The 17,926-nt window shown below is 62.2% G+C and carries 17 protein-coding genes and 1 tRNA gene; 5 read left to right on the top strand and 13 right to left on the bottom strand.

The window, feature by feature from the left end:
- Positions 1 to 257 precede the first annotated feature (257 nt).
- Positions 258 to 839 carry a hypothetical protein gene (locus tag AC27VQ_RS13570; RefSeq protein WP_488716651.1) on the bottom strand — a complete coding sequence of 194 codons (582 nt, stop codon included), beginning with the start codon at positions 837 to 839 and terminating at the stop codon, positions 258 to 260.
- 572 nt (positions 840 to 1,411) lie between these two features.
- On the opposite strand from AC27VQ_RS13570, the gene AC27VQ_RS13565 reads away from it, so the two are divergent.
- Positions 1,412 to 1,939: a DUF992 domain-containing protein gene (locus AC27VQ_RS13565; protein ID WP_488716650.1), complete on the top strand. Its 528-nt coding sequence runs from the start codon at positions 1,412 to 1,414 to the stop codon at positions 1,937 to 1,939.
- Between the two features lie 124 nt (positions 1,940 to 2,063).
- Positions 2,064 to 2,411 carry a hypothetical protein gene (locus tag AC27VQ_RS13560; protein WP_313526958.1) on the top strand — a complete coding sequence of 116 codons (348 nt, stop codon included), beginning with the start codon at positions 2,064 to 2,066 and terminating at the stop codon, positions 2,409 to 2,411.
- A 72-nt stretch (positions 2,412 to 2,483) separates the two neighbouring features.
- Here AC27VQ_RS13560 and AC27VQ_RS13555 read toward each other — a convergent pair whose 3' ends face one another.
- The 7 genes from AC27VQ_RS13555 to pcsA all read right to left on the bottom strand — a co-directional run bounded on the left by AC27VQ_RS13555 (position 2,484) and on the right by pcsA (position 9,845).
- On the bottom strand, positions 2,484 to 3,191 hold the full coding sequence (locus tag AC27VQ_RS13555) for a FadR/GntR family transcriptional regulator (protein WP_488716667.1): 708 nt from the start codon (positions 3,189 to 3,191) through the stop codon (positions 2,484 to 2,486).
- 199 nt (positions 3,192 to 3,390) lie between these two features.
- Positions 3,391 to 4,461 carry a BMP family ABC transporter substrate-binding protein gene (locus AC27VQ_RS13550; RefSeq protein ID WP_421592501.1) on the bottom strand — a complete coding sequence of 357 codons (1,071 nt, stop codon included), beginning with the start codon at positions 4,459 to 4,461 and terminating at the stop codon, positions 3,391 to 3,393.
- A 41-nt stretch (positions 4,462 to 4,502) separates the two neighbouring features.
- Positions 4,503 to 5,423: an ABC transporter permease gene (locus AC27VQ_RS13545; protein WP_421592502.1), complete on the bottom strand. Its 921-nt coding sequence runs from the start codon at positions 5,421 to 5,423 to the stop codon at positions 4,503 to 4,505.
- Complete coding sequence (locus tag AC27VQ_RS13540) at positions 5,423 to 6,517, bottom strand: ABC transporter permease (RefSeq protein ID WP_488716649.1); 1,095 nt, start codon at positions 6,515 to 6,517, stop codon at positions 5,423 to 5,425. The genes AC27VQ_RS13545 and AC27VQ_RS13540 overlap by 1 nt, the downstream gene beginning before the upstream one ends.
- Positions 6,507 to 8,078: an ABC transporter ATP-binding protein gene (locus AC27VQ_RS13535; protein ID WP_488716648.1), complete on the bottom strand. Its 1,572-nt coding sequence runs from the start codon at positions 8,076 to 8,078 to the stop codon at positions 6,507 to 6,509. Before AC27VQ_RS13535 ends, AC27VQ_RS13540 begins: the two co-directional genes overlap by 11 nt.
- Before the next feature lie 51 nt (positions 8,079 to 8,129).
- Positions 8,130 to 9,101: a quinone oxidoreductase family protein gene (locus AC27VQ_RS13530; protein WP_488716647.1), complete on the bottom strand. Its 972-nt coding sequence runs from the start codon at positions 9,099 to 9,101 to the stop codon at positions 8,130 to 8,132.
- 21 nt (positions 9,102 to 9,122) lie between these two features.
- Complete coding sequence (pcsA, locus tag AC27VQ_RS13525; protein ID WP_488716646.1) at positions 9,123 to 9,845, bottom strand: phosphatidylcholine synthase; 723 nt, start codon at positions 9,843 to 9,845, stop codon at positions 9,123 to 9,125.
- A gap of 253 nt (positions 9,846 to 10,098) precedes the next feature.
- Here pcsA and AC27VQ_RS13520 point away from each other — a divergent pair, with 253 nt between their 5' ends.
- Positions 10,099 to 11,307 carry a UbiH/UbiF family hydroxylase gene (locus AC27VQ_RS13520; protein WP_488716645.1) on the top strand — a complete coding sequence of 403 codons (1,209 nt, stop codon included), beginning with the start codon at positions 10,099 to 10,101 and terminating at the stop codon, positions 11,305 to 11,307.
- Here AC27VQ_RS13520 and AC27VQ_RS13515 read toward each other — a convergent pair.
- Together AC27VQ_RS13515 and AC27VQ_RS13510 are read right to left on the bottom strand one after the other, a co-directional pair.
- Positions 11,275 to 12,237, bottom strand: coding sequence for an AEC family transporter (locus AC27VQ_RS13515; protein WP_488716644.1), 963 nt, complete (start codon positions 12,235 to 12,237; stop codon positions 11,275 to 11,277). The two genes, AC27VQ_RS13520 and AC27VQ_RS13515, sit on opposite strands and share 33 nt — an antisense overlap.
- A 45-nt stretch (positions 12,238 to 12,282) precedes the next feature.
- Positions 12,283 to 13,032, bottom strand: coding sequence for a cytochrome c biogenesis CcdA family protein (locus AC27VQ_RS13510; RefSeq protein ID WP_488716643.1), 750 nt, complete (start codon positions 13,030 to 13,032; stop codon positions 12,283 to 12,285).
- A gap of 231 nt (positions 13,033 to 13,263) precedes the next feature.
- On the opposite strand from AC27VQ_RS13510, the gene AC27VQ_RS13505 reads away from it, so the two are divergent.
- Both AC27VQ_RS13505 and AC27VQ_RS13500 read left to right on the top strand, forming a co-directional pair.
- Positions 13,264 to 13,339, top strand: a tRNA-Lys gene (locus AC27VQ_RS13505).
- 219 nt (positions 13,340 to 13,558) lie between these two features.
- Positions 13,559 to 13,747: a hypothetical protein gene (locus tag AC27VQ_RS13500; protein WP_488716642.1), complete on the top strand. Its 189-nt coding sequence runs from the start codon at positions 13,559 to 13,561 to the stop codon at positions 13,745 to 13,747.
- Between the two features lie 63 nt (positions 13,748 to 13,810).
- On the opposite strand, the gene AC27VQ_RS13495 is transcribed toward AC27VQ_RS13500, so the two are convergent.
- Genes AC27VQ_RS13495 through AC27VQ_RS13485 form a run of 3 tightly spaced genes read right to left on the bottom strand, consistent with a single transcriptional unit; the run spans position 13,811 to position 17,855 of the window.
- The gene (locus AC27VQ_RS13495) at positions 13,811 to 15,403 is read right to left on the bottom strand and encodes a caspase family protein (protein WP_488716641.1); all 1,593 of its coding nucleotides are present in this window, start codon (positions 15,401 to 15,403) and stop codon (positions 13,811 to 13,813) included.
- On the bottom strand, positions 15,403 to 16,971 hold the full coding sequence (locus tag AC27VQ_RS13490; protein WP_488716640.1) for a caspase family protein: 1,569 nt from the start codon (positions 16,969 to 16,971) through the stop codon (positions 15,403 to 15,405). The genes AC27VQ_RS13495 and AC27VQ_RS13490 overlap by 1 nt, the downstream gene beginning before the upstream one ends.
- Positions 16,968 to 17,855: an OmpA family protein gene (locus AC27VQ_RS13485; protein WP_488716639.1), complete on the bottom strand. Its 888-nt coding sequence runs from the start codon at positions 17,853 to 17,855 to the stop codon at positions 16,968 to 16,970. Before AC27VQ_RS13485 ends, AC27VQ_RS13490 begins: the two co-directional genes overlap by 4 nt.
- Positions 17,856 to 17,926: the final 71 nt, after the last annotated feature.

The raw sequence follows: 17,926 nt of genomic DNA, 5'->3' as shown, positions 1-17,926 counted from the left end.
TACATATCGTTCGCGCCTTCAATGAGCAGGTGCGCGATGAAGATCGTCTACCACGTATCTAATCGCAGCTTAGTCAGAGACCCCGGCATCGACCGGGTTTTTCGCTGTTCGGCGTCCATTTGCAGCCTGTTCGGTGCTACACAAGCTGTTACATAAAGGCGGTTGACAGGCAGGCTGAAATGCCTGAAAATCAAGGAAATCAACCACTTATCGAATCCCGCCTCTTCCGCCAAATTCCGCTTGTTTTCAAACACGTTTCAGCCCTCGTCGTCGAGACCTGTCCAGGACGAGGCTTCATAGATTTTCAGGCGCGGATCGTCCGCTGGCGGTGGCGTGATTGTACGGCGATACTGCCGCATCGTTTCGAACAGATCGCGCGGATCGACGGATGCGAGGCCGCTTGCAACGATCCATAAACCACTAGGGCCGACTGCCGGGCTCTCGATGATGATATGCTTGGTTTCGTTGTAGCGACCGCTGAGCTGGTAGCGCATCTTTGATATCTGGCTCCATGCGACAAAGGTGACGACCTTTCTGGGGATATGGAGCACCTTGGCGTCATGGATGTGAATTCCATCGCCATCAATGCTCAGGACTGGTTTATCAAAGTCAATGTTTGAGATGGATTTCAGCCCGCAGAAGATGGATGCTGGCACAAGAACGATACCAGCGATCAGGCCGAGGGCCATGACGAGCAGAGGGTAGTTGGGTATGAGAGCATGGATCATCATGGACGTGAAACATGCCAGAAAAATTCCTAGCGCGAATATGCCGAGAAAGTAACTCGACCCTGAAAGCTTGAAGTCCCGGCGGGGAAGCGCAGCAACATCTATGTCCATTTCTCAATCCGAGTCCTGGCTTGTTCGAAACGCCACCTCCGTAGCCGAAATGAAATAAAACACCGTGAACTTGATTTCACCACAATCGCCTCCTACATCACCGTCATCGGTAATCGCTTAAGAGCGCTGGAAAGCCTCTGCCGCTCGCGATGGCCGCCATCACCTGCTGCCCTTGACCACGGATGTACTGGCACTGGTGAAAGGGTGATGATGAGGAAGGTCGGTGCGTTTTCGCCCCGGCCTTTTTTGTTGCCTGCGCTCCTCTGTTGCCTGGAACAATCACACCGATCTTGCTGTTTCGCCGTACCCGGCAATGGAAACACGAGACGCGCGCGGCGGAAGCGTTCTGGAACGAGAACATCGCCTCCCTCGATGATGCGCGTCGTAACGACGTAATCACGCATCTCCCCACGATCAACCGGGTGTGACCGTAAAACGACGATACGCCGCCTTCCTGGCGGAGCGGCACCGGCTGCCCCTACTCTGCCACGATCTTCGCGATGAGATGAAGGGCGACCGGGAACCAATTTACCGGATTCGCCATTATCGTGCCAGCTAGAAGGAGAACAACGATGAACAAGAAGCTTGGAGCGATCCTCGCCCTTACCCTGGCGCAGGCTCTGGCATCAACGGCCAGTGCAGCCGACATGGTCATTCGCGATCAGGAGCCTGTCTATGTCGAGCGCGGCGGCGATCGTGACGGCGTCAAGATCGGCATGCTGACCTGCGAGGTTGGCGGCGGCCTCGGCTACGTGCTCGGTTCGGCGAAATCCGTCGATTGCGTCTTCAAGTCGACCCGCGGCCAGCAGGATGTCTATAGCGGCGTGATCCGTAAGATGGGCGTTGATATCGGCTTCACCACGCAGGGCCGTATCGTCTGGGCGGTCTTTGCACCCACGGCCGGCTATCACCACGGTTCGCTTGGCGGCCTGTATCAGGGCGCAACGGCCGAGGCGACCGTCGGCGTCGGCCTTGGTGCAAACGTGCTGGTCGGCGGCACCTCGGGCTCCATCCAGCTGCAGACGGTCAGCGTCAGCGGCCAGATCGGCCTGAACATTGCCGCAACGGGCACCTCGGTTACCCTGACGCCCCAGGGCTGATCCAAAAGGCCGGGCGGCTCCCACCGTCCGGCCTTTTCAATTATCTTGCCGAAGACTGGATCTCCGATCCACCACCGTGTCCGAATCGGGTAGGTCTGGAACAGGCACTGCAACGGAGGCGGATATGCTTGAGAGCACCGACATCGAACTCGAAGACGAACGGCTGAAGCAGCTCGACATTCTCGCCGCCGAGCGTTCCATGACGCCCTCGGACCTGCTCGCCCACTACGCTTCCGGCTCTTTCGGCTTCCATGAAGCCGTACACACAACCTCCATTGTGCTCGATCTCGTCGACGATCAGTTGCTTCATCACCCGGCGATCGCCGGCAATGACGAGTGGTTCCGGCTGGCCGCGAAGGCGAGCGAGGCACTTTTCAATCTCTACCAATCGATGGGGGCTGCCCAGCTTGCGACGCGTAGCCTGGACGAGGGTACGCGCCCGGAAGACCTCAACGCCAGCAACGATGATTGAGCTTCAATAGCGCGCGACGGGGCAGTCCCCCGCCTCGTCGCGCTTGTTGCGTGGTCGCATGGCCTGGGAAAGCTATTTCCCTTCGCGCAAAGCCTGCACGACGCGTTCGCGGCCGACCTTGATGACATTTTCCATGGCGCGGCGCGCGCCCTCCTCGTCCCGCTTGTCGATCTCCTCGACGATGCGGATGTGGGTTGCCGCGACATCGCCGATCTTGCCGCGGTCGGCGGCCGGCGAGCTGAGCTTGAAGGCGCCGACAAGGCCGGCCTCGATCAGGCTGCCGACCGTGCGCAGGAAAGGATTGCGCGAGGCTTCCAGCACCGAGAGATGAAACTTCAGGTCCGCCAGGGCAAGTGTTTCGGCCGTATGCTCCGGGTCGCCCATGGCGACGGCAAGGCGCATCATCTGGCTGATATCGGCTTCCGATGCGTGGCGCGCGGCGAGCGCGGCCGCATGCGGCTCGAAGGCCAGGCGCACTTCGGAAAGATGCAGCAGGAAATCCTCGTTGACGCCAACGGCGAAGTACCAAGTGAGAATATCGCTGTCGAAAAGGTTCCACTGCGTGTTGGGCGTCACGCGGGTTCCGATGCGGGCACGTGGCACGACGAGGCCCTTGGCGGCCAGTGTCTTCATCGCCTCGCGCAGCACCGTGCGCGACACCTTGAAACGCGCGGCCAGTTCCGCATCGCCCGGCAGCGTCGATCCCACGGGATAGTCGCCTGCGATGATCGACCGGCCCAGCGCATTGACCACCTGCGCATGACTTGTGCGCGTGTTCATGCCGCTGATGACCGTTTCAAGCAAACCCTTGCGCAAAAATTCCCCTCCTCGGCTCCGGACCACCCCTTTTGTTCCGGAACATCCGGCAGGTATAGAGCGCCGCGCCGATTCCGCAAAGCCTGAACGCGTCACACATCCTTCGCAAACGAAAAAGGCGCCCCGAAAGGGCGCCTTTCCCATCTGTTTGGTAGGCTGTCGCTTACTGCGGCAGCTTGTCGTCGATGCCGGCGACATAGAAGTTCATGCCGAGCAGCGTGCCGTCGTCGGACTTGGCACCCTGTGCCAGCCATTCGGAACCGTCCTGCTTCTTGACCGGGCCGGTGAAGGGATGCAGTTCGCCGGAGCGGATCTTCGCTTCCACCTCTTCCGCGGCCTTCTTCACGTCGTCGGGCATGTTGGTGTAGGGCGCCATGGTGAGGATGCCGTCCTTCAGGCCGTCCCAGATCTGCTCCGACTTCCAGGTGCCGTCGAGAACGGCCTGGGTGCGCTTGATGTAATAGGCGCCCCAGGTGTCGACGATGGCGGTCAGCTGGGTGTTGGGTCCGGCGGCGATCATGTCCGAGGCCTGGCCGAAGGCGTGGATGCCGCGTTCGGCGGCGACCTGCATCGGCGCGGTCGAATCGGTGTGCTGCGTCAGGATGTCGACGCCCTGGTCGGCCAGCGCCTTGGCGGCATCGGCTTCCTTGCCGGGATCGGCCCAGGTGTTAGCCCAGACGATCTTGACCTTGAAGTCCGGATTGACCGACTGCGCGCCGAGCATGAAGGCGTTGATGCCCATCACCACTTCCGGGATCGGGAAGGAGGCGATGTAGCCGGCCACGCCCTTTTTCGAAATCTTGGCGGCGATCACGCCCTGGATGTAGCGGCCTTCATAGAAGCGCGCATTGTAGGTGCCAACGTTTGCAGCGCTCTTGAAGCCGGTCGCATGCTCGAACTTCACGTCCGGGAATTTCTGCGCGACCTTGATCGTGGCGTCCATGAAGCCGAAGGACGTGGTGAAGACCAGCGCGCAGCCCGAGCGCGCCATGCGTTCGACGGCGCGTTCGGCATCCGGGCCTTCCGGGACGTTTTCGAGGAAGGCGGTCTCGATCTTGTCGCCCATCGCCTTTTCCAGCTCCTGGCGGCCGCGGTCGTGGCCTTCCGAGTAGCCGCCGTCGGTCTTGGAGCCGACATAGATGAAGCAGATCTTGGTCTTGTCCTGGGCGCTGGCGGCCGTGGCGAAGCCGAGCATGGCGGCTGAGGTTGCAAGCGCGATAATGATTTTCTTCATTTTATCCTCTGAGGTTGGAGTGGTTGTTTTTCTTGTTCTTCTCATCGATCCGGCACGAAGGGCTTGCCGAGGCAGGCCGGTGTGTTGATCTGCGTCATGCGCCTGTTGTGCGAGATCAGAATGAGTACGACAACAGTGGCGGCATAGGGAAGAGCCGACAGGAACTGCGAGGGGATGCCGATGCCGAAGGCCTGCGCATGCAGCTGGCTGATCGACACCGCGCCGAACAGATAACCGCCGGCCAGCACCCGCCAGGGGCGCCAGGAGGCGAAGACGACTAGCGCCAGCGCGATCCAGCCGCGCCCCGCCGACATGTTCTCCACCCATTGCGGCGTATAGACCAGCGAAAGCTGCGCGCCGGCGAGCCCCGCACAGGCGCCGCCGAACATCACGGCGAGATAACGCGTGCGGATGACGTGGATGCCGAGTGCATGCGCCGAGCCGTGGTTATCGCCGATGGCGCGGATTTTCAGGCCGGCACGGCTCTTGAACAGGAACCAGTTGACGCCGATGACGAGCGCAATCGAGATGTAGAAGATGATGTCCTGCTTGAAGAGCAGCGGCCCGATGAAGGGAATGTCCGACAGGAGCGGAATGGTGATCGGCTGCAGCTTGGCGCCGGACATGCCGATGAAGGGCTCGCCGATCTGGCCGGAGACGCCGAGGCCGAGAATGGTGAGCGCCAGGCCGGTCGCGACCTGGTTGGCGACGAGCGTCAGCGTCAGGAAACCGAAGAGCAGCGAGAACAGCGCGCCGCCCGCAATGCCGGCGAGAATGCCGATATAGGGCGACCCCGTCACCTGCGTGGCGGCGAAGGCGATGGCGGCGCCCATCACCATCATGCCCTCGACGCCGAGATTCAGAACGCCCGTGCGCTCCGTCACCAACTCGCCGATGGAAGCGAGCACCAGCGGCGTCGCCGCGGTGATGACGGTGAGGAGGATTGCTTCGATCATGCCCATCAGTGCGCTCCCCCCTCATTGGATTGGCCGAGGCGGGAGAAGACCAGCCGGATCTTGTATTGGATGAGCGTGTCGCAGGAGAGCACGAAGAACAGCAGCAGCCCCTGGAAGACGCGCGTTACCTTGTCGGAAACGCTGAGCGTCAGCTGCACGGCCTCGCCGCCGACATAGGTGAGTGCCAGGAACAGGCCGGCAGCGATGACGCCGAGCGGGTTGAGGCGGCCGAGGAAGGCGACGATGATGGCGGTGAAGCCATAGCCCGGCGAGATGATCGGCTGGAGCTTGCCGATGGTGCCGCTCACCTCGGAAATGCCGGCAAGGCCGGCAAGCGCGCCCGAAAGCAGCATCGAGAACCAGATCATGCGCTTCGACGAGAAGCCGGCAAAGCGCCCTGCCCGCTCCGACTGACCGAGCACGGTGATCTCGAAGCCCTTCAGCGTGTAGCGCAGCATCAGCCACAGGCCGACGGCAGCGATGATGGCGAGTGCGAAGCCGAGATTGGCGCGGCCCGACGAGACGAGTTCCGGCAGGATCGCTTCCGGCGCGAAATCGCGGGTGACCGGGAAGTTATAGGCATCCGGGCTGCGCCAGGGGCCGCGCACCAGCCAGTCGAGGAAGAGCTGGGCGATATAGACCAGCATCAGGCTCGTCAGTATCTCGTTGGTGTTCATATGCGCCTTGAGGAAGGCGGGAATGGAAGCATAGAGCGCGCCGCCGATCATGCCGAAGATCAGCATCAGCGGCAGGACGAGCGAGGAATGCCACTCATGGAAGAGAACCGGCACGATGGAGCCGGCAATGGCACCCGCGATGAACTGGCCCTCGGCGCCGATGTTCCAGTTGTTCGAGCGGTAGCAGACCGAAAGGCCGGCGCCGATCAGGATCAGCGGCGCGGCCTTGATGGCGATCTCATGCAGCGACCAGACGTCGAGCAGCGGTTCGATGAAGAAGCTGTAGAGCGCCGAACCCGGATCCTTGCCGAGCAGCGCGAACATGATGCCGCCGGCAATGACCGTCAGCGCAAGCGCCAGGAACGGCGACAGGATGGAATAAAGCGTCGATGGATTGGCGCGCTTTTCGAGTTCAATGCGCATGGTCCACCTCGCCTTCGGTCTTTGCGTACATGCCGCCCATCAGAAGGCCGATCTTCTCGCGCGTCAGATCATGCGCCGGATAGGCATCCGAAAGCCGCCCCTCGCTGATGACGGCGATTTCCGTGGCGACCTCGAAGATTTCATCGAGATCCTGGCTGATGACCAGAACCGCCGAGCCGGCTTTCGCGAGATCGACGAGCGCCTGGCGGATGCGGCTTGCGGCCCCCGCATCGACACCCCAGGTCGGCTGGTTGACGATCAGCACGGCCGGCTGGCGGTCGAGTTCGCGACCGACGATATACTTTTGCAGATTGCCGCCGGAGAGCGAGCCGGCCGCCGGGTTTTCACCGCTCTTGCGCACGTCCATCGTCTCGGAAATGCGCTTCGAAGCGATGCGGACGACCGCCTGCCGGATGATGCCAAGCAGGCCGCCGGCAAGGAAGGTCTTGCGGTCGGACTGGCTGCGCGCCAGCACGAGATTGTCGGAGAGCGGCAGCGTCGTCACGGCGGCATGGCCATGGCGCTCTTCCGGCACGAAGCCGGCGCCCATCAGGCGGCGCGCGGTGATGCCGAGATTGCCGGCCGCCTTGCCACGGATGGAAACCGCCGCCGGGTCCGCGACCGGATATTCCCCGGACAATGCGTCGAAAAGCTCGCCCTGGCCATTGCCGGCCACGCCCGCAATCGCCAGTACCTCGCCGCTGCGCACCTTGAGACACACATTCTTCAGCGCGACAGCAAAGGGCGTGCGCGACGGCACGGTGAGATGCCGGGCCTCGAGCAGCACATCGCCCTTGGTGTTGGTGCCCGCAGCACTTACAGAGGCGACGTCGCTGCCGACCATCATGCGAGCCAGCGAGGCCGGCGTTTCCTGCCGTGGATCGCAGGCGCCCGTCACCTTGCCATGCCGCAGAACGGTGGCACGGTCGCAGATGCGCTGCACTTCCTCCAGCCGGTGACTGATATAGAGCACCGAACGGCCCTCGGCCTTCAGTTTTGCGAGCGTCTCGAACAGCCGGTCGGCTTCCTGTGGCGTCAGCACCGAGGTCGGTTCGTCGAGAATGATGAGTTCCGGGTTCTGCAAAAGCGCGCGGACGATCTCGATGCGCTGGCGCTCGCCGACCGAGAGATCGGCGACATGGGCATGCGGATCGAGCGGCAGGCCGTAGAGATGGGAAAGCCGCGAGGCCTCTTCCGCGACCTTGGACAGCGAGATGCCGGGGCTGAGCGACAGGGCGATGTTTTCCGCTACCGTCAGCGCCTCGAACAGCGAAAAATGCTGGAACACCATGCCGATGCCGATGCGGCGCGCGGCACCGGGGCTTGCTATTCTGACCGGTTCGCCTTTCCAGAGAATCTGGCCGCTGCTTGGCGCGAGAACACCGAAGAGCATCTTGACGAGTGTGGATTTGCCGGCGCCATTTTCACCCAGCAAGGCGTGGATTTCACCGGATTTGATGTCGAGATCGATGCCGTTGCATGCGGCGAAAGACCCGAACAGTTTTGTCAGGCTGCGGACAGCCAACAACGGGCTGCCCTCGGATGCTCCAACGGCTGACACGCTTCCCCTCTTTCCTGCGATCCCGATCCCCTGCGCCCGTTCGGGTCGTTGTCAGGGAATGAGCAATGTCGTTCCACTTGTTTTTCTTGCTTCCAGATCCGTGTGCGCCTGCCCTGCGTCCGCCAACGGATAAGTCTGATTTATATTGATACGCACTTTGTTGCTCTGCACAACATCAAAGAGCGAGTTTGCACATGCATCCAGCGCAGCGCGTGTAGCGATATAGGCGAAGAGCGTCGGGCGGGTCGCATAGAGCGAGCCCTTCTGCGCGAGCAGGCCCATGTTGAACGCATCGACCGGGCCGGAGGAATTGCCGAAACTGACGAACAGGCCGCGCGGTTTCAGGCAATCCAGCGACTGCGGGAACGTATCCTTACCGACGGAATCGTAGACGACGTCGACACCCGCCCCGTCGGTCAGCTCACGCACCCGCGCGACGAAATCGTCCTTTCCGTAGTCGATGACATGATCATAACCATGCGCCAGTGCAAGATCGATCTTCGCCTGCGAGCCTGCCGTGCCGATGACGGTGGCGCCCAGCGCCTTCGCCCACTGGCCGGCGATGAGGCCGACGCCGCCGGCCGCGGCATGGAACAGGATCACGCCGCCCGGCTTCACCGGATAAGTCTGGAGCAGCAGATATTGCGCCGTCATGCCCTTCAGCATCATCGCCGCCGCCGTTTCCAGCGAGATACCGTCCGGCACCTTCACCAGATGTTTCGTCGCGACATTGCGCTCGGCCGCATAGGCGCCGTCCGCCGAGGCATAGGCGACGCGGTCGCCGACGGAAAAATCCGTGACACCCTCGCCGAGCGCGGTGATCGTCCCCGCACCCTCCTTGCCGGGAATGAACGGCGGCTCGGCCTTGTAAAGGCCGGTGCGGAAATAGACGTCGATGAAGTTGAGGCCGATGGCCGCCTGTTTGATCTGCACCTCGCCGGGGCCGGGCGCGTCGAGCGCGACATCCTCGAGCTTCAGCACTTCAGGTCCGCCGAGACTGCGGATGACGATCGCCTTGGTCATGTCGGTTCTCCCGAGACTGTGTTACCGGCCGAGCCTTGGAAAGGCCTGCAGCACGGCACCGATGCAATAGAGGTAGAGCCCGGTCGCCACCACGCCCCAGACCACCCAGTCCGGCGAATCGAAATGCCAGAGAAGCGCGCAACCGCTGAGGATCGCCCAGAGCAGAAAGACCAGCAAATTGAGCGGCCGCAACCGCTGCACGCGCACCGGATGCAGGAAGTTGATCGGCATGAACGTCAGGAAGACCGAGACGAAAACGATGATCGACGCCGTCAGCTCGCTCGCCTTGATGACGAACAGCGTGAACACCACCATGTTCCAGACGACGGGAAAGCCGGAGAAGAAATACTCTTCCGTCTTCATGCCCATATCGGCATAATAGATGGCGCTCGACACCACGATGGCGCCAGCAGCGACGAAGGACCAGGGTTCGCCGATCATGCCGCTCTGATAGAGCGCAAAGGCCGGCAGAAGCACATAGGTCACATAGTCGATGACGTTGTCCAGCGTGTCGCCGGACCAGTTCGGCAGCACTTCCTTGACCCGCACTTTTCGCGCGATCGGGCCATCGATGCCATCGACAGCCAAGGCAAGCCCTAGCCACCAGAACATATCGACGAAGCGATGTTCGGCCGCGGCCACGACGCCGAGGAATGCGAGGAACGAGCCGGACGCCGTCAGAATATGAACGGAAAAGGCGCGGATTTCCGCGTAGGGCACACGCTTGTAGTTGAAGAACTTCATTACCGTTCGCTGTCCATCCCTTGTGGGCTTTGATTGGGGTCTCTGATCTCGGCCGCGATCCGCCAAACACGCCCTCTTGACGGTAATATGCATTGATTGCCCGGTACCGCCAGCAAAAATCGGTTGCCCATCAAGCGCTTCGGCGGCCTGCGCGGATTCATCCCATGGAAATTGCCCCTTTGCCGGCCTAGTTTCAGTGGAGTAGAAGCGCTTGCAAATCTGTGGGTAACGCGTGCCCTTTCGGAGGTCGGCCATGAAGAAATTCGATATTGCGATCGTCGGTGCCGGTCTCGCCGGCAGCCTCGCGGCTCTGGCGTTTGCCGATTCGGGCCGCAGCGTCGCGCTGATCGCCCCGCCCGCCCGCACCGGCGACGGCCGCACAACGGCGCTGATGGACCAGTCCATCGCGTTCCTGAAGGTGCTCGGCCTGTGGGACGATATCGCACCGCATGCGGCAGCCCTCGAAACCATGCAGATCCTTGATGGCACGGTGCGGCTTCTGCGAGCGCCGCCGGTTGCGTTCCGCTCCGGCGAGGTCGGCCTTGCCGCCTTCGGTTACAACATTCCGAATGCCCCATTCATCGATGTGCTGGACGCCCGCATCGGGGCCGACGGCAATATCCTGCGCTTGCCAAATGGCGTAACCGCCGCCACCGCCTTTGAAAACGGCGTGGAACTGGCGCTCGACGACGGTGAACGCGTGCTGGCCCGTCTCGTGGTCGGCGCCGATGGCCGCAAGTCGAAGATCCGTGAGAGTGCCGGCATCGGCATTCGTAGCTGGTCCTATCCGCAGGCCGCCCTCGTGCTCAATTTTTCGCATGATCGCCCGCATGGCAACGTCTCCACCGAGTTTCATACGGAGAGCGGCCCCTTCACGCAGGTTCCCCTGCCCGGCCGTCGCTCCAGCCTCGTCTGGGTGCTGCCACCGAAGGAAGCCGCAAGGCTTCGCGATCTCTCGGATGCCACGCTCAGCCAGGCCGTAGAAACGCGCATGCAGTCCATGCTCGGAAAGGTCATCGTCGAAGGTGGCGCGCAGAGCTTCCCGCTTTCCGGCATGACGGCGGATCGCTTCGGCAAGGGCCGCATCGCGCTCGTCGGCGAGGCCGCGCATGCCTTCCCGCCGATCGGCGCCCAGGGCCTCAATCTTAGCCTGCGCGATATCATGGCCCTGAAGGAGTTGCTGCAGGTGACGGAGCCGGCCGCCTATGACGGCATCGGCGAGCGTTTCGACCGCAAGCGCCAGGCGGATGTCCGCTCGCGCACCGTGAGCGTCGACCTGCTCAACCGGTCGCTGCTGTCGGATTTCCTGCCCATGCAGTTCCTGCGCTCGGCTGGCCTGCATCTCCTTTCGGCGCTCGGCCCGCTGCGCAGCATCGTCATGCGCGAGGGAATCGAGCCGGGCGGCTCGCTCAAGGCGTTTCGCGACACGCTACGGGAACGGGTCACCCGCAAGCAGGCCTGACTTGATGAGATAAAGCAGGATCGTCACTGTCGCGACGGACAGGACCGTCGTGATGAGGATGGTCGCCGATGCCCGCTCCTGCCAGACGCCATATTGCTGGCCGATGACGAAGACATTGGTCGCCGTCGGCAGGGCGGCGAGCAGCACGGCGGTAAAGACCCAGACCGGATCGAAATTGCCGGCAAGCCCCAGCACCAGATACATCGTCACCGGCAGCAAGAGCAGCTTTGCCGGTACGATATAGCCGATCTCGACCGGCACCCGTTTCAACGGACGCAGCGCCAGCGTCACCCCCATTGCAAACAGCGCGCAAGGAGCCGCCGCCTGCGCCAGATAATCGATCAGCCGCTGCAAAGGTACCGGCGCCTCGAAGCCGGCAAAAGCCGCAACAAAACCCGCCGCCGTCGCGATGATGAAGGGATGCGTGACAATCTTCTTCACGACGCCGGTAACAATCTGAAACGGCGCCTGCTTCTCCCCGCCGCCCAGTGCCATCAGCGCGGGTGCGACCATGAAATGCAGCATGTTCTCGAAGCAGAAGACCAGCGCCACCGGCACCGCCGCCGGCTCGCCGAAGGCAAGCAGCGCCAGCCCAGGCCCCATATAACCGATATTGCCATAGGCCGCCGCCAGCCCCTGGATCGTCGCTTCGCCCACCGTCGCCCGGCGCAAAAACAGTCCGACCGCGAAGATCAGCGCGAAGACCAGATAGGTCGCACTGATATTGGCGACGATGAAATCGACGCGCGTCAATTGCTCGATCGGCGTCTTTGCCACCAACTTGTAGAACAGCGCCGGCAGCGCGATGTAGATGATGAACGTGTTGAGCCAGCCGAGCGCCTCGACCGGCTGTTTGGTGATCTTTGCGACCACATAGCCCAAAAGGATCATGCCGAAAAACGGCAGGACCAGTCCGATGATGTCAGCCATGGGCCGAAGCGTGCTCCCGCACTCGTCCGAAGATATTGTCCCGGACTAGCCGATTTGCGAGAGAATGGGAAACGTTTGCTGGAACCAGATGGCGACGGCGCTGACATAGCCGAAGATGAAGGCAAGGCCCGTGAGAACGAGCAGCACGCCCATGATCTTCTCCACCGTGCCGAGATGGCGGCGGAACCGCACGAGAAAACGCATAAAGGCGCCGGAAAAACCCGCCGCGATCCAGAATGGAATGGCCAGGCCGAGCGAATAGACGGCAAGCAGCACAGCCCCGTCACCGACGGTCTCACGCGCTGCAGCAATACCGAGAATAGCCCCCAGTACCGGCCCGATGCACGGCGTCCAGCCGAAGGCGAAGGCTAGCCCCATAATATAGGCGCCCGACGCCGTAGCCGGCTTGCCGCCGCCCTGGAACCGCGCCTCGCGGGCAAAGAGCCCGATGCGCAGAAGCCCTAGAAAATGCAGGCCCATCAGGATGATGACGACGCCGCCGATCTGCGCGAGCAGGTCGAGATGGCGCCTGAGCACCATGCCGATGGTCGAAGCCCCTGCCCCAAGCGAGACGAAAACGGTGGCAAAGCCCAGCGTGAAGAAAAACGCCGCCAGCAACACCGCGCCCCGCGTATCGCGCCGCACCGCAGCCGCCTCCCCGCCCCGAAACTGATCCACGGAAATGCCCGCCATATAACACAGATAAGGCGGCACAAGCGGCAGCACGCAGGGCGATAGAAACGACAGCGCTCCGGCCAGAAGCGCGCTCCAGAGGGAAATATCGGCAATCGACAAGAGGTTGCTCCGAGACATCAGGCGGATTGGACACAAGGCGAAAATCCCGCCCGCCCTCACCGCCGCGAGTGCCCCCTGATAGCCGCCGAGACCCCCTCCTGCCAATCACCTTTTGGAGAACGCGGCGAAATGCAGCAAAACCTGTTTTCTGCCGCATTTTCCGGGTTGACCCGGCAAACCCTCCTGCCTATGTTCCGCGCACTTCTGCGGGGCACAATTTGCACCCCTTGGGAGCGCGTAGCTCAGCCGGTAGAGCAACTGACTTTTAATCAGTAGGTCCAGGGTTCGAATCCCTGCGCGCTCACCACCACTCGCCAGCAGCACGGTATTCTGTAGTAGATTCTTCCGCTCTACCCACTTTCCGAGGGCGCGAGGCTTTGCTCGTCATCAATGCCCTTCTTCGGCCGCATCGTGCTGGATGAGCTTGAGATCGGACACCGCATTTCCTCAACGAAATTGCCTTGCATCCAACCGGGGAACCAACGCGTCTTCTCGCCGTTTCCACTGAGTCGATGGAGGACAAATCATGGCTATTGAAAACGCACCCACGGAAACCGGCAAGCAAGGCGGCCGGGGATTGCACAAGGCGGCGCGGGCGGAAGAGCGCAAGATCGAAGACGAAAAAGGATCGGAGCTGGCCAAGGGCGCCGATCGTTTCGAGGAGCGATCAAAGAGCTCCGACGGCAAGAGCGCAGGCGAGAAGCAGCGCTCTTGAGTTATTGGGATGAAAGCGTTCGCGGATGTAACACCCGCGAACGCCTGAAATGGCAATGGCTACTCAATAAACTGTATATTTCAACAGTCCCAGCGACCAGTTCACGCTGCGGTTTTCCGTGTCGCGCGTCCAGGTCTGCTGCAGCGTACCGGCAATGTCGGCGATCGTCGTGCGGGCGTCGAGCTCTTTCTGCAGGCCGTAGTCGTTGGGCGCGACCTTCGTGAGATCGACGTCGTCGGCTACCACGATGGCGACCAGAACGTTTTCGCTTGGCCCATCGGCCTCGAAATCGAAGCCGTAATAGTCGTCCGGGATGGTCAGCGGTGTATGGGGGGTGAGCGCCGTGATCTTCTTGGCGGCCTCGTTCGGGAATATCTGCGTCGCCTTGCCGTCCTTGTCGACGTCGTAAAGGATAAGATGGCCGCCGGTGGCGCTCGTCACGGTAATGCGGAAGGGATCACCGACGTTTAAGTGATCAGAGGACAGCGAGAGCTGGACATCGCCGGCCGGCGGCTTTCCGAGGATATCGCTGACGGCATCCACCGGATTTGCCGCGACATAGGCCGTCTGCTGGGTGTTCTCGACCTTGACCGGTTCGACCTTGCCGTAATCCGCACTCTGTTGTTGCTGTGAATAGTCCGTCGTCTGCTGCTGTGTGTCGCCACCGGTCTGCGTCTGTTGATATTGCTGGGTCTGCTGGCCCGTCGCTTCACCACCTGTCGGGGTCACCGCTGCCGCCCCCAAAAGTGCGTAATTGACCTCGAGCTGCGGGTCGAGGCCTTGGCACTGGGTCTGGCTCGCGCAATAGGTCTGCGACTGCTTCTTCACATATTCCAGGAGCTCGGCATTGGAGACAATGCCGTTGCCGTTGCTGTCGGCGGCGGATGTGTCGTGGCCGTTGACATAGGAGAGCGTGAAGACACCGTGACGTTCTTCCGGCGGCAGGCGCGTGTCGTCCCAGGCGACCTGATAGGACGAGGCCGCGCTCCAGGCTTCCACGCCGTTCTGCTTGACGATATCAGGCTTGTCGACCACGGCAACGTCGATGCGCAGGCCGCGGGTCTTCACGGCTTCCACCGGCTTGGCAAAGGGCCGCGGCAGGAAGCGCGCGCTTTCCATCACGTCGGAAACCTGGGTCGAGAGCGAGCGCGAAATCGTACCTGAGTGGCAGGCGTCGATGACGATCGAGACGGCGCGGTCCTTCAGTTTCTCTAGCATCGCGTCGATTTCGTCGTCGAGGATGACATTCGTCCAGTCGCCGTCGCCGGCGGCAATGTCATAGGTCGAGAGCGCCTCGTCGAGGCCGTCCTCCTCATCGCCGCTGACATCCTTCACCTGGAGGCCATGGCCGGAAAAATAGAAATAGACGCGGTCGCCCGGCTGCGTGCCCTTGATCAGCCATTCGTCGATGCTGGCGAGAATGGAGGCGCGGCTTGCATCCTTGTCGAGCAGGATACGGATCGAGTCGGCGGAATAGCCTTGCTTTTCCTTCAGCAGCTTCTCGATCAGCGGTACGTCGTTCTTCGGCCCTTCGAGGAACATCTTTTCCGGCAGCGAGGCATAGGTGCCGATGCCGATGAGGAGCGCGCGGTCGGCGGCTTCTGCAATCGAGGCCAACGAGAGCGAAAGGAGGAGCGCTGCGGCGTAACGGAGCATCAGAGCGTTTCCCGCGTATAGAGAGGTTGGATGGCCACGCTTGCCTCCTTGCCGTCGAGCCGTGTCAGGAGTGCCTGCAACAGGGCCGCGGCGGTGACGTTCTTGTCGGACAGCACCGCGCCGATGGCATCGACCGGTTCGGCGGTCCAGATGGTGATCAGGTGATCGGCGCCGAAGGGTTTCACGACCTCGACATCCGTCAGCTTGAATTCGGAACTGTTGGTGCCCGCCGTCTGCATGTCGAGGAACTGCACCTCGCCGGTATTGGCGAGATTGAAGACCAGCATGTTCGGATAGCGGCCGGGAGGCGCATCGAAGCGCAGACGCTGGCCGGCGGCATAGATGTCCTTGACCGGGGTCAGCGAGACCGTGCCCGGGTTCTGGCTGGCCATGGCCTTGAGGAAATCGAGCAGGATGTATTTGTCGACCACCGACTGGATGCGGTCGGCGCCGACATTCTCGCCCGCGACGTCGCCGTTCGGCGTGTAGAAGGTGTCGCTCGCCACGTCCCAGCGGAAGGGCGTGCCGGTGCCGTCTGTGCCTTTTGGCTTTTCGGCGTCGCCATCGATCTGGAGTGCAATGTTGCCCGTCCAGCCGAGGTCCTTGACGCTCTTGATGGTTTTCTGGGTGGTACTAGCGTCGCCGGTCGTTGTCGTCGTATCGGCCGTCGCGACGGGTATGCCACGCGTCAGCGTCACGACGACCTCGCTCTCCGAGCGGGCGACCTGCGGCATGAAGTTCGGCACCTGCAACGCCTCGGAGCGGTTCTTCACATTGCTGAAGATATAGTCTTCGAGCTCGATGCGCGTGATGATGCCGTTGCCGTCGCGATCGGCGCTGCCTTCCACGGCGCGGGCAAAGCTCCAGCTCAGCGCGCCGCGCGGCTCGCCGTCGATGATGACCTCCGGCGTCGGCTGGCTTTCCAGCGAAGCGGCCAGCACCGTCACCTGCTTGAAATTGACCTCCTTGAGGTTCGCGCCTGCGATGGCCTCCTGCGAAGGCGGCGCGAGCTTGACCGTCACGGCGGGCGCAAGACGCGTCTTGCCCTTGATCGAGCGGCTCATGCCGCCGGAAAAGCAGCTGTCGGAGACGAAGAGCACATGCACGCCCTTGGCTTCCGCCTCCCCGAACCATTCGTTCATCTCGTTATCGACAATGATTTCCTTGAAGGTTTCCTGGAAACGGTTGCGGTCGAAACCCGGCAGCTGGAGGAATTCGTCGAGCCCATCGGCCTCGTCGCCGGGAATGAGCTCCGGCATCTGCGCGCCGTGGCCGGCATAGGTGAAGATGATCGTGTCGCCGGCCGCCGCTTCGGCCACCATGTCCGTCCAGGCCTTGCGGATATCGTCCTTGCGCGCTTCGGCATTGGTGAATTTCTTCACGGTGAAGCCGGCGGCGCTCATCGATGCATAGACATCCTCCGCGTCACGCACCGCGCCGTCGAGGCTGACTTCATAGGGATATTCGTCGACGCCGACGACGAGCGCATAGGTCTGCGCCGCGAAGGCCGGCAGCGGGAAGGCCGCCGTCAGGGAAAGCGCCAGCAGACGGGGCAGCAGCCGTTTCATTGCACATCCACTTCCACGCGGCGGTTCAACTGATTCAGCGTCTCCGTGTCATAGGCGCTGGCATCATCAGGCTTGAAAGGTTCGTCCTCGCCCTTGCCGACGGTGGTGATCGTGCCGGCATAGCCTGCGTCGTAAAGGTAGGTCTTCAGCGCGTCGGCACGCGCCAGCGAGAGCTTGTAGTTCGCCACCGCCGAGCCGACCGGATCGGTATGGCCGATCAGCTGGATCGCGCCGGGCTTGACGGCTTTCAGGCATTCCGCAACGTCCTTTGCGGCTTCAATGCCCTCGGGCGTGAAATCGGCGGTGCCGAAGACATAGCGCACCGGGGTCGATTTCTTCTTGATCGTCACGCCGCGGAAGGAGACCTTGCAGCCGCCGCGCATGGCAAGCTTCACCGGGCGCGGCGCGGCAAGGCGCATTTCGCCGGCAAGCCGGTCGAGGCGGCGAATGTAATCCTCGTCGGGCGCCATCCAGTCCGGCGTCAGCGTCGTGTTGGAGCCGTCCTCCAGCGCGATCTGGTAGAGCTTGGCCGCTTCCTCATAGTCCTTGCGCTCGCGGGCGAGGTCGCCCAGCGCATCGAAGACCTGCCAGGGGCCGCCGTATTTCTTCTGAAGCGCTTCCAGATCCGCGCGGTGATCCGCAAGCTTGCCGCCATTGCCGACCTCGGTTGCGATGCGGTTGAAGCTGGAGAGCGCCGCGACGCGCCCGACAAGGGTGCGCTCGTTGGCGCTGCAATTGGCGGTGCCTGCGGTTTCGGCAATCGACTGGGCCTTCTGCTCGTCACCGGCATTGAACGCCTCGATGACACCGGTAAAGGCATCGCAGGCCGCTGCGGCCGGAGCAGCACCAGCCAGTACGAAGAGTGTCGCTGCCAGAGATCGCATCAGCATTGTCGGTCCAGCCCTCATGTCCTCTTGAAACGAACAGGCAGGGGCTCGAAAGCCCCTGCCCTTGT

This window comes from Shinella sp. 20P9.1.1 (assembly GCF_057798995.1).
Note: the sequence above shows the minus strand (reverse complement) of the source record. Positions and strands in the feature narration are given on the sequence as shown.